Source organism: Okeania sp. (assembly GCF_983059655.1).
Window position 1 is genome coordinate 1,801 of record NZ_CEZPJD010000121.1, and the last position, 12,537, is coordinate 14,337.

The following is a 12,537-nucleotide window of genomic DNA, read 5'->3' on the forward strand; positions in this document are numbered from 1 at the left end:
ATGGGTCGCCCGGGATTCGAACCCGGAACAAATCGGTTAAAAGCCGAGTACTCTACCGTTGAGCTAGCGACCCTTCTTAGTTATGTTTTATTTTGCACTCTTACTAAAGATAGCATAGTCATAATTAATATTGCAATAGCTTTCAGAAAAAAAATTTGAGATATTGTGAAAACTTTATGGACAATTTCAGTAGGTCAGTGTTGAAAATTATCGTTATGAAAAGGTAGAAGGTAGAGAGCAGAATATATAAGGGAAGAGGATGGGGGGATTTACCTTTCGTTACATACTTATTTTTTGCACTGTTTCAACTAGTTCTTCGCCTATATTATGTTTATGGCTACGGGACAAATCAAAACTAAACTCATTAAGAATTAAATATATGGTAGTCCTAAATATTTAAGGACATGAATTTAGTCAATCCTTCTATAAATAAATGTACATATAATAATGTGAAACATTACAAAAATATTGCAGTGAGTCTAACTACCATTTCACAGGAAGATCCAGGCTCTAAATCAATCAAGCGATAACCTGTATTTAGAGAATTTGGAGGAGCTGTCCATGGTTCTAAACAATAAAATTCTTCATTTTTAACTGTCCAGAAAGCCATATTTGAATAAGTGGATGTATAGCTTAGAATAATCTTGAGACCACGGCTTCGGTCATAAACAGTAGTTGCCAAGCCTGTTAATTTTCCAAATAGTGCATTCACCTCATCTTGATTAAGGTCAAATTTACCATCATTATCGTGGACAGCTCCTGTTTTTGTTTCCACATATTGCATTGAAGGGATATCAAAGCGAAGCTGATATTTATTTGGAGCAAAGAAATAGGGATGTAGCCCTGTCGAAAATGGCATCCTTTGTGTATTGCTCAAATTGGTGTAAACTTGGAATATTTCTAAAGAATTACCTTTTACTCGATAAGTAAAAGTTAATTTAAAGTCAAAGGGATAAACTGTTTTGGTTAATTTATTACTGGTTAACACTAGAGTTATTGAAGCCCGGTCTTGAGTAGACTTTTCTATGACTTCCCAAGGTAGTTCTTGCGCAAATCCATGTTGTTTAAGAAAGTAACTATTACCGTTATATTTGTATATATCATTCGGCAAGTTGCCACAAATGGGAAACAGGATAGGTATACCACCTCTTACTGTTAATTCTGGATTTTCTAACCTTTTGGAATCAAAGTACAGTAGCTCCTGATTATTAATACACCAACTTGTAATTATTCCTCCTCTCTCTGGAATGACATTTATACTAGAATTAAATTCTAAATCAGAGAGGGTATAAGTTTTGTATTGTTTTTGTTGAAGTGCGATGGCAAACACAGTTTTTAATTCAGGAATTGATTATTGAATATTGGGCATTGGGTGATGATAACTAGAAATAAAAATCCACTTTCTTGGTGATTTGCCCAATAATTATTTAGACCTCTAGTTTTTATATGATTAAAGTATTGTAACTTCCAAGAAACAATCAATTTTTTTTAGATAGTATTTTCATTTTGCACTTTATTCTACATCATTATATACCTCATATTTTCAGAATCATTCCACAGGAATAATTGAATAGAAAAAACAGAGTATGTAACCATAGCTATTATAGTTATTCATATTTGTATGATTTTCATTAAATTCTTAAACGTGGCAACTCAATAAAAGGTTCTTTGATAAAGGGTTCTTTGATAAAAGACTCTCTTGCTTCTTTAGAAGTCGCTTCAGGATTCAATATTGGTGGTAGAGGAAAACTATTCTGACTATCTACATTAACTTCTCTCTCAGACAAATTCTGAGGATCGTCAGTGGAGCTTTGCCCATTTTCTGTCCTTTTAGGTGGTAACTCAGGTAAAGTGGGAGTTGATAAAATATTAGAGTTGGATTTAGTTGGATTAGAGTTATTACCAGCAAACTTTACAGAAGAATTAATCTTATCTATTTTGATAGGAGTTCTCATGGGCTGATTAAAAACACTAGAAATTTGAGCAATGTGCCTGAGAATTTCCTCTCCTTTTTTACCTCTAACAACTTGAGGTTGAAATTTGCTAACCACTATTGGCAAAAACTCAATCTTCATTTTGCCTGGTTTTAAAGAGACTTTCAAGATTGCTGTTTCATAATCACTCTCTGTGCTATTAGTATCTCCAGAAATCAAATTACCCAATGAATATATAATAGGTTGCCCTTTATAAATTTCTGCCCCCTGCAACACCTTAGGGTGATGTCCTACCACTAAATCAGCACCCTGATCGATTGTCGATCTTGCTATATCCATCTGCCAGTCTCCAGGATATTCTGATAATTTTACCCCCCAGTGATAGTTAACAATAATCCAGTCTACCTGCTTTTGCTCTCTCAGAATTTGAATATCTGTAGCTATCCGATCTTTATTGCGACTATTAACCCCTACTATTTCATTATTTGGTTGAATATCTGTATCGTCATAGCTCAAGTAGGCAATCTTTTGGCCTTTAATCTGGATAATCTTTGGTTTTCTGGCCTCATCTTTGGTTTTGCCCGCTCCTACAGAGTGAATATTTGCCTGCTTTAGAATATCTATTGTTTCAACTAAGCTTTTTTGGTCATTAGCCATATTTTGGTCATTAGCCAAATTAACTAGATCCACTCCTCCAGAAGTCAAGACATTGACATAGTTAGAATCTACTGCTAGCTTGTTACGAACATTTGTAGTGCTAAGAGTAGAACGAGTCAGAGGATTTTCAAGATTGACCATTGCCAGATCTGCTCTTCTATACTCATCCATTTTGGCAAAAGGTAACTTATAATCCTTTTTTACTACATCAGAAACTGGATGGGATAAATTGACATCTCCACCAAACATTAATGTAACTGTAGAGTCGTTTGGGTTTGTGACTCTTATATCATTAATCACCCTTACTTTTCCAGCCGCAGTCTCTACCGATGAAATTGAATTTCTTACTAGCACTTCATAATAACTTACCCAACAACCTAAGATAAAGGTAGCCACCACTGAACCTATTAATATAAACGAGCGGAATATCTGAAATTTAAAATTATTACTTTTGGTGGGAATATTAGATTGATTATTTAATTTTCTTTTTGGTGGAATTCTAACAGATTGTTTCCAGAGGATATTGGGTGAACCTCTAAAACGTCCTATAATATTTACTCTTTCTAGCAAAGGAGAATTCAGTTGATAAAGCTGGTGACAAATAAACTTAATTAATCTATCTGTTGGAGGTTCCTTCTGAAACTCTACTAAAACTTGTAAATACCCAGTGGTTTCTTTAGCTACACGAGCTGATATCCCTTGAGGTTTTAATTCTTTATTTATCCAGTAACTAATAGCCTTAAAATCACCAGATCGTGCTAGTTCCAGAAGAGATGGTGGAGTTAAAGTAGGTGTGTAAGTCATATCTTAAACCTAATAGTTAAAGCTTTTAGAATAGTAGGTACAGAAATTTGAATAAATTAACAATACTATAATCTTGTCTAAATAAGTATGGCATGCGGACTCAAATAGTAAGTTTTGTCTAACTCTATTATCGATAAAATTGACATACATTAGAGCTGATTTGTCAACTGAGTTGAAACTCCTTTTTAGCATGAGCCAGAAATTATACCCTTAGGGCTTATATAGTGTCAAACTCTTAAATTGTAGAGCATTTACCCTCTTAAATATTTATTCAAGCGACTGGCTCTTAAAAAAGAATTTCAATATCTATAACAAAAATTATTTATCGTTTAATATAAATTAAAAAAAATATTTAACTTGAGAGGGGGTTTGGAGAGCAATAAGTCCAGCGCTGTAATGTCAGGTCAGCATCGGGATATATGGACGCCCCTAGTATTTTTGGCACTCCATTCTTGGGATGAGAAAAATACATTTACTTAGGGCTTGCTGATTAAATATCACGCGTCTTGACAGGTAAAGGTTTTACCCTTTTCAGGTGCTAAGGGAGTACCAGATTTTCGGCAAGATAGGGCTAGAAAATCACTTTTACGATTCTTCTGACTACTTCTTCTATAATTCCCATTCCTCCTGACTTCACAGATTCACCGATTCTGGCTCCTACCCCTACCACTCATACTTTTTCAGCAAACCCTACTTACTCTGTGTGTTTATAGTAGATTTGGCTCATGTTAATGATGAATTATCGCTACCGTATCTATCCAAGTGCTGTTGCTTGCTAGAGCTGAAAAATATAGACCATCCTAGACAAATATCTACAAAATGTCTATGTTTTTACGCCATTAATCTGTGTTATCATTACATATGTCTGCTAAGACCAGAGGATTTTAGCAACGATTATAGAGTGTTTTGCACTCGACTCTTCATAAGGATGAAAACCCCAGAGGGAATCCTAAACTCAATGTGTTTGAGCGGAACATTAACCTTCTTTGCCAGTAGACTTATGAACAGGTGAGTCGGAAAATCGCTTTTAGTCACCGATGAAGAGCGTGTCTAGGATTGTCTAGATTTTTAGAAGGTGACCAGTAAGCTCTAATCCTTGAAAGATTAGAGACCTGTCGCGGCTGCAACTATGAGTGAGTTGAAAGACTGGTTAGCTTCAAGAAAGTGTGATGTGGATAGATTTTCTTTATCGAAGGAATACATCATAACCAGCGGATGCCCCTTTCCCTAGTTATCACCTTCAGCAAAACAACCTGCCCAAGGCGAAAAAGCTCAACTCAAACCTCCAGAATTTTCATTCCCAGGTATCGTAGACAGCGGTGAGAAGATTACATGATACCTGAGATGCTTTTCGCAATAGTGGGCTTGGGTTTTCTCGGTATGCGCTTCGCGCAGGCTTCTTCAACAAAAAAATTGGTCAATTCAAGTAATTTCTATAATCTACAATTCTAAAGAGAATCAGATCGGTAATGGCACTATTGATCGTTAGAACTCACAGAGGTCATACGGCAGCTCAGGTTTAGACTCAGAGGACTGAAAAAATTACCCTTGGACGGCGGGGAAAGGAAACTATCTGCTAGATAGGGTACTATCGGGGGTTTTAAGCCTAGATAAAGTTTTACGCAAATTCTCGCAAGGTTAAAAGAAGCCTGCCCTGTAATCTTTGATTAGGTTTCGAGAATATGTCACTCAGCTAAAAGCTTTAATAATACTAAAATTTAAGAGTAGGTAGTTTGTCTTTCATTATCAATTACTATTGTTGTATAATAGAGTAAAAAAAATAGGCGTTGGTAATTTGAGGTATGATGTCCTAACTTAGGTTAAGAGCTTGAAAAAAAGACTTTCTCCTTAATACTAATCTTTACTTCTTCTTTCTTTTCTCCTGACTCCTGACTTCTAAAGCAATTAAGATTAATACCATATACTAATTCACCAACACCAAAAAATGAAGATAAAATCAAGTATCCTTAATATTGTATATCAAGGCAAAAAATTATTCTGAAAGCTTATATTTAAGGTATGATGTTTATAGGAGTGAATGTTTAATGTAGATATGATAAAATGACAGCACTTCCTTTTAACCATTAATAATGTTGCAAGTTAAAAATGAAAATCTCTTATAAAAATTCCTTGGTGGGAGTTATGTGTTGATGGTAGTGACCCTAGTCATAGACTTTAATTTACGGTCTACTCAATTTAACAAGCTTGGGGAAAAATTTTGTGTTTGTCAACATTATTCAGTAAATAGTCTTTTGTTATAAACATATTTTATCGAACTTATTGACTGGGAGTATAAAAAGCCAATGCTACAACGCAAGATATATCAACTTTGTTGTGATGGTCGTGAAGTCTGTATTTTTTTGCGAGATCAGCAGCGTTGGATTGAAAAAGCAAAGATCTTAGATATAGAGGGAGATTTAGTAACTATACGCTATGAAACAGATGAAGATGATGAAATCTGTTCTTGGGAAGAAATGGTACGCTTAGAAAGTATAGGGGCGATCACCCAAAAATTAGCATCTGTGCCAAGGAGTAATATTGACCCTCTAGTCTCTGAAGATTGTCCAGAAGCTGAAAGAATTCGCGACCACAACCCAGAGTCAAATCAGTAGGAATAATATATTAGCATATCATAATCATATTAATATATCTTTAAAACTGGTATCCGATCACCTAAATACGAAATTATATCTTAAAATAAATTCTTCTATAGTTTACATGTAACGTAGTTTGATGAATTAATCATTTCATTCTATTTCTTCAGTATAAGGAGAATGAAGGGACTTAAACATAGGACAATATCCATCAGATGTTACCCTAAATCCATACAGAGCTGAAGTAGAATTTGAGCAATGTTGTCCTCGATAATATAAACAATTGCCACAACAATCTAACTCAGGAGAAATAAAGCGATCGCCACTCTGATAAAGAAGTTGTCGTTGAGAAATTCCTTTCATAACTAACTCTTCTCCCTGCCAACGGACTTCGACAATACCTGTATCAGCAAAAATTGGCCAACGACTATCATTTGTAATGCTCTGAGGTAAAGAAACTATTACCTCTGTGTCCAACTCAGTTAATTCTCCCTCATAATTAGTTTCAGGTAATGTAGGTACTATGAATGTATCACCAATTGGTAACTCTACCAAAGTACCATTTCCTGGAGAATGAAGTTGATAACGGTTGTGTAACTCTTCAAGATTAGTAAGGTCAGCTAAATAACTAGGACAACCATGAACAAAAACTATATGTTGAGGACGTAGGTTGTGAATTAACTGTGTTGTTCCTAGTCCATCACAATGCTCTGTCAGAAGATATGTTTCAGTATGAACAAAATTCAACTCTTGTGAGATTTTTCCTGGTGTTTCAGGTCTTAACACAACAAAAGAATTGTCTTGATTAATAATATATTGACTCAAATCTATATCCTGATCCACAATGAAAATATAAGGTTTTTCTCCAGAAGGAAATTTTTCTGGTAACTGCCTCAGCACGCGCGGTCTTACCTTTTCGTCCCAAAATAAAGGTTGATGTTGAGCAAAATTTTTAACTGCTGGAGGAAATTGGGATAATAGTTGTAAATAAAGGTCACAGACCTGGGCAACTTGTTCCTCAACCCAAATGTCCAGATCGCGACCTGTGAAATAGTGATGACTGCGCAGAAGCATTAATAGTTCTTGTGCTAATCCCAAAGCTGGAGTGGGCAAAATAACCGATATTCCAGAAGTAATAGCTTGATATATTCTTTCTGCGAGATGATTTTCTAATTGTCGCCTATGTGGATAACGAGCTGTACCATAACTACCTTCAATTATTAATACATCTGGCTTGATTCCTCGTAAATCTCCCAGAGGTAACCCTTCTACTAAACGACTATTTGATAAAAATAAATCTCCTGTATATAAAAGCTTATAGGTTCGATTATCTTCAGCAGTGTAAGTAAGAAGAAAAACTGTTGCTCCAGGCAAATGACCAGCAGGAAAAAGCTCTACAGTTAGACCGCTACAAAGTTCTATTGGTGAGTGCCAAGGCAAAGGTTGACAGAAGTCAGGGACTTCAGAAACAGCAAATTTTGACCAATTGATAGGTAAAAGTTTCGTTGTTGCTTCGCTAGCGTATATTGGTAACTGTGGAAAAGTTTGATGAAGTGCAAACAGTCCTTGAGCATGGTCTGAATGTGCGTGAGAACATAGGACAATATCTGCTGGTAGTAGTTGTTTATTTTCATCATTGTTAGTTAATAATGAAATGTCTGTAATACCACAATCTAATAAAACCCGGTATGGCCCTATGCGGACTAGCAGACATATTCCATCATCTGTATGACCTACGCTGTAAGCTAAACATTCTAAATTCATGACAAGGGTTAACTGCTTACATTCAGGAATATTTTGATTATTAATAATTTGAAAAATTGGTTATCTTAGGCTGTCAGACTTATCAGTAGAGTACTTCATAGATACAAGCTCAACTTAATTAAGTTTGTCTTCAAGTCTTACAGAGTAAATCATTAATAAAAATTGTTTACTATCTTATCATAAAATATCAAAGGTTTTGAGAGCTGGCTATATTTTTTTCCTTAAATGAAAATTCAATATATCTAACATGAATTAGAGTTGAATATTGTACGATCTTGCAAAATAACTAATCATAACAATTTTTGACTTGATAATTTAAAAAAATGTCTGCAATAATCTATATTTTTCACAAATTTTTTCAAGATTGCATAGTCAAAAATCGAATACTTAAAAAGTTTTGATATATTTTTCCTAAGTAATTTCTGACCTTAATTGCTAGCTTAACTTTAATGAGAAGAAATCTAGCCTATATTTCTATATGTTTACAAAAGTTTATAATTCTTTATGGTTAAGAGGTTGCTAGCAGTGTATATTCCAAAAAAGTAGAAAACTTAAAGAAATAAGCTCATGAATTTATACAATCTAAGTTTCTGGCTCAGGAATAGATTGTAGTAATGAGCCAAAATTTTTCAGTTTTGTAACTAAAAAATACATTTTTTCAGCAAACCAGATTTTACCTAGGAGATAGTTCAAATGGTTTTTGGACCAGCATCTCAATTAGGTGTTAGCCTTTTTGAAGATACAGAACCCGTGGAACTGTTGCCCGGAAGCTCATCAGAAGAAAAAGAAATTGTGATTCGAGCTGTCTATAAGCAAGTTCTGGGCAATGCTTACGTCATGGATAGTGAAAGACTCTCTGTACCAGAGTCCAAACTCAAAAATAGCGAAATTACTGTCCGTGAATTTGTACGTCAAGTTGGAAAATCTGACTTGTATCGTTCTCGGTTCTTTGAAAGTTGCCCCCGCTATCGTGCAATTGAATTAAACTTCAAGCACTTTTTAGGTCGAGCTCCCGATGGCTACGACGATATGAAGTTTCACAGCAATATCCTCGATGGAGGAAGTTTTGAAGCTGATATTGATTCCTACATTGATAGTGAGGAATATGATAATGCTTATGGGGAAAATATAGTGCCTTATTATCGAGGCTATAAAACCCAAACAGGCAAAAAAATGGTTGGTTTTACTCATATGTTCCAACTATTACGAGGTGCTTCCAGCAGCGACTTAAAAGGAAGTTTGTCTGGAAAAAGTCCTGCTTTGAATAAGTATGTGATTCAAGAAACTCCTTTGGCAGTGGTTCCTCCTTCTGGTGGTTCAGATGGTTGGTCATTCCAAGATACACCTTTAGGTGCTAGAAGTAGACATGGAGTAGGAGCTAGTTCTAGTGGTAAAGTTTACCGCGTTGAAGTAACAGCTTACCGCTCAAAAGTAGTAAATCGTGTTTCCAGATTCCGCCGTAGTAACCAAGTATTTTTGGTGCCTTTTGATCAACTTTCTAAAGAGTACCAAAGGATTCATCAGCAAGGTGGTGTAATTGCTAGCATTACTCCTGTAAGCTAGGGCTAAAAATCAGAAAATTGTTTGCTCTTTTCCATGAATAGCTTAGTTGCGAGATTCCTAATAAACAAAAGTTAAATTATCACAACTTTACTGTGTTAATTTAGGAATATATAAGGATAAATAAAGGGCAAAGAATTTCCAATTTTGCAGTAATTCATAGTTGATGGCTATGATGTTTGTACTTGTTAAACTCATGGCTATTAACTATGAAAACTTCAATCATAAGTAGATAGAAAAAATCAAAATCTTTTAATTAAAGGAGTTAAGAATGTCACTCTGGGTAGATACAATAGATCCAATAGAACTACGTTCTAATGCTACAGAAGATGAAATACAAGCAGTGATTCGAGCTGTTTATAAGCAAGTTTTGGGAAATATCCATGTAATGGAGAGCCAACGTCTAACTAGTGGAGAATCATTACTCCGAAATGGAGATATTTCTGTCCGTCAATTTGTTAGTATGGTTGCTAAATCCGACCTATATTTTTCCTTGTTTTTTGAATCATCTTCTCCTTATGGGTTCATAGAACTAAACTTTAAGCATTTATTAGGTCGCTCTCCCGAAGACCAAGCAGAAATTTCTGAACATACTCTTATATATAATGAACAAGGATATGAGGCAGAAATTGATTCTTATATAGACAGCGAAGAGTATACTCAAAACTTTGGGGAGAACATTGTTCCATATCCACGGGGTAATAGTACCATAGTTGGCATGAAAAATGTCACATTCAATCGGACATTTGCTCTGGAACGAGGATATGCTACAAGTGACAGAAACAAATCTTCCCGACTAACTTCAGATTTAGCTACTAACCTTGCTACGGAAATTGTTCCACCTGCATATTTAAGTGGACCTTATAGCAATACAGACAAACGTTTCCAAATCTTAGTTACTAAAACTGGTATTGGTCCTACTGTAAAACTGAGTAAAACAACCTACACAGTATCTTACGAGCAGCTAACTTCAAAAATCAACAGCATTCAGAGAACAGGTGGTAAAATCCTGAAAATTACTGAAGTTGGTTAAGCAAAAGAGATAGTGACTGCTAAAGTTAATTAGTTGGACTTAAGAGGGACCTGTTTTACTAACAGGTTCCTGATTACAGCAGTTTTGGAGTTGATGAGGTACAAAACTTTAGGACTTTAGGCAACAGGCAACAGAGAATTAATAAACTGTACCTCACTATCCTAAAAAGTGCTGTAAATAATTTAAGATAGGAATAATGGATGTTGTAGAATTTGTTGAACGCTCTATAGGACGCTGGCGGTCGCAACGTAGTGGCCATAATTTAGCATTTAGTCATTTTGAGGAAGTTCGGTCCACAATAGATATTGTCTCTTTGCCAAGAATGGCTCCAGAAGTCATAGAATTGTGTAAGTCTAGTCAGGTAGATATTGCCAAAGCCGTTTCTCCTTTTCAGATGAGTTGGCAAGGAGAGTCTGACTGGGATGATGATGAAGTGATTGAAGGTAGTTGTGTATTAGTGCCAATACCCGACCTGGATAATCTCAAAAAAGGAAAATTATTACGTTCCCAAGGTTATGCAGAAACTATTGCTGCTGTGGGAGAATATCAGATTACTGAAGATGGTACTTTTATTCTACATACAGAGTATGACCGTGCTGCAGCAGAAGAAAAAATTTGGTTTGCTACTCCTAATCTGAGGTTTCGAGTATCTTTGATTAAAACGAGTGATGGTAATGGTGTATTAACTGCTTCTTTTTCATCAGAAATTCGTTCTTTGTCAATGGAAGAAAAATCATGAGTCCCAATCTATTATAATAAGTAGCAAAAAACTAGCATAAGTAGGTAGACAAAATAGACTTAACCAAAATTTATCTAAGTTTTTAAGTTCTTCCCAAAAGTCATTTGTAATTCAATTTTCCCAGATACTTAATATTTAATATCTATAATATTAGATAGCAATCCTAAATAGGTTGCGACAAATAAAAAAGTAGATAAAAAAACTGAAACTCTTACCTGTTCCCTGTTCCCTGTTCCCTGTTCCCTAAAAAGCAGTAATATTTTTGACACGAAGAAAATAGGATTGCTATATTTTTTAGAAATTGAAATTATAGAGAACAAGTAGTCTAAAATTTTCATCATTTACCTTGCCTAAATTATACAGACTTTAAAAAAAATATAATTTTACTCAGTTAGTCAGAATTGGCGATCAAATAAAAAAAAGGGAAGGTAAAATATGACCGAAAATTTCTGGTCTCAAGCCTCCTGTTTCAGTAGGAGGTACTGACAACTGACAACTGATAACTGATAACTGAAATGACTATTTCCCATACAGAAAATCAGACAAAATCAAACAATCTCATTACTCTAGCTAGTTGGATGGCAGGAGGCTTTAGTAATCAAAAACAAGCTTCTGCCAATCGAATTCTTTATGCTCATATTTATATTTATTTCCGACCATTGCCATATAAGTTTTTTTCTGGCATAGGTTTTTATTCAGAGCAAGTTTATGACTATGACCTTTGGAGTCCATATCGTCAAGGAATCCATCAACTTATAGATAAGGGCGACCATATTTACATAGAAAATTACAGTCTCAAAGACTCTATTCTCTATGCAGGTGCAGCAAGAGAGCAGGAGATTCTAAATACTATTACTCCAGAAAATATAGAACGTCGTTATAATTGCTCAATGGTTTTTAAACGAGATGGAGAAAGATTTTTAGGGAGTGTTGAACCTGGAAATAAATGTTTAATTAAAAAGAGAGGATGCGAGACTTATCTAGTTAGTGAAGTAGAGTTAACTGAGCAAACATGGGTAAGTTTAGATAGAGGGATGGATGTTAATAAACACGAACAGGTTTGGGGATCTAAAGCAGGACCTTTAAAATTTGAAAAACACATAAATTTTGCTCATGAATTACCGATAAAAATTTGAAGGCAACAAATTATGAAACAGTCTTAAGGGAGGACTAATAAAAAATGTTGCCACCAGTAGCAGAAAAAAAAATGCAAAGCTGGATCAGAAGCAGACATTTAATCTGTTCAGGAAACTTTTTCTTGTTTGAGACAGTAGAATATTCTGCAGTTGATAGGTTCACAGAATGTGTTCAAACATTGGGAGGAAGTTTAATATCTGTCAAACCTATTAAGAAAATTTGGATTGGTAATCATAGAAAAGTAGTTCTTTATCAAGCAAGAGCAAGTCTTCATACGCCTCACCACGATTTGAAACAATACTGGATAAAAAACGG

The 12,537-nt window shown here is 35.0% G+C and carries 9 protein-coding genes and 1 tRNA gene; 6 read left to right on the plus strand and 4 right to left on the minus strand.

Features of this window, described 5'->3' with window-relative positions; all coding sequences use genetic code 11:
* Position 1: 1 nt before the first annotated feature.
* The 3 genes from AC3DU7_RS09610 to AC3DU7_RS09620 form a co-directional block, all read right to left on the minus strand.
* Positions 2 to 73: transfer RNA gene (locus AC3DU7_RS09610), tRNA-Lys, on the minus strand.
* Positions 74 to 457: 384 nt separating this feature from the next.
* Positions 458 to 1,330 carry an aldose epimerase family protein gene (locus AC3DU7_RS09615; protein ID WP_488039127.1) on the minus strand — a complete coding sequence of 291 codons (873 nt, stop codon included), beginning with the start codon at positions 1,328 to 1,330 and terminating at the stop codon, positions 458 to 460.
* A 301-nt stretch (positions 1,331 to 1,631) separates the two neighbouring features.
* Positions 1,632 to 3,395: a CapA family protein gene (locus tag AC3DU7_RS09620; RefSeq protein WP_488039128.1), complete on the minus strand. Its 1,764-nt coding sequence runs from the start codon at positions 3,393 to 3,395 to the stop codon at positions 1,632 to 1,634.
* A 2,303-nt stretch (positions 3,396 to 5,698) separates the two neighbouring features.
* On the opposite strand from AC3DU7_RS09620, the gene AC3DU7_RS09625 reads away from it, so the two are divergent.
* The gene (locus AC3DU7_RS09625; protein WP_488039129.1) at positions 5,699 to 6,007 is read left to right on the plus strand and encodes a DUF6679 family protein; all 309 of its coding nucleotides are present in this window, start codon (positions 5,699 to 5,701) and stop codon (positions 6,005 to 6,007) included.
* A gap of 135 nt (positions 6,008 to 6,142) precedes the next feature.
* Here the strand turns inward: AC3DU7_RS09625 and AC3DU7_RS09630 are convergent, their stop codons facing one another.
* Entirely contained in the window at positions 6,143 to 7,753 is a 1,611-nt protein-coding gene (locus AC3DU7_RS09630) for an MBL fold metallo-hydrolase (RefSeq protein ID WP_488039130.1), read from the minus strand.
* A gap of 693 nt (positions 7,754 to 8,446) precedes the next feature.
* Here AC3DU7_RS09630 and AC3DU7_RS09635 point away from each other — a divergent pair.
* The 5 genes from AC3DU7_RS09635 to AC3DU7_RS09655 form a co-directional block, all read left to right on the plus strand.
* Positions 8,447 to 9,316 carry a phycobilisome rod-core linker polypeptide gene (locus AC3DU7_RS09635; protein WP_488039131.1) on the plus strand — a complete coding sequence of 290 codons (870 nt, stop codon included), beginning with the start codon at positions 8,447 to 8,449 and terminating at the stop codon, positions 9,314 to 9,316.
* Between the two features lie 268 nt (positions 9,317 to 9,584).
* On the plus strand, positions 9,585 to 10,346 hold the full coding sequence (locus tag AC3DU7_RS09640; RefSeq protein ID WP_488039132.1) for a phycobilisome rod-core linker polypeptide: 762 nt from the start codon (positions 9,585 to 9,587) through the stop codon (positions 10,344 to 10,346).
* Positions 10,347 to 10,542: 196 nt separating this feature from the next.
* Positions 10,543 to 11,085 carry a phycobiliprotein lyase gene (locus AC3DU7_RS09645; RefSeq protein ID WP_488039133.1) on the plus strand — a complete coding sequence of 181 codons (543 nt, stop codon included), beginning with the start codon at positions 10,543 to 10,545 and terminating at the stop codon, positions 11,083 to 11,085.
* Positions 11,086 to 11,600: 515 nt separating this feature from the next.
* Entirely contained in the window at positions 11,601 to 12,221 is a 621-nt protein-coding gene (locus AC3DU7_RS09650; protein ID WP_488039134.1) for a CpcT/CpeT family chromophore lyase, read from the plus strand.
* A 44-nt stretch (positions 12,222 to 12,265) separates the two neighbouring features.
* Positions 12,266 to 12,537, plus strand: a 272-nt coding sequence (locus tag AC3DU7_RS09655) for a CpeR family transcriptional regulator (RefSeq protein WP_488039135.1), incomplete at its 3' end; no start/stop codon positions are given.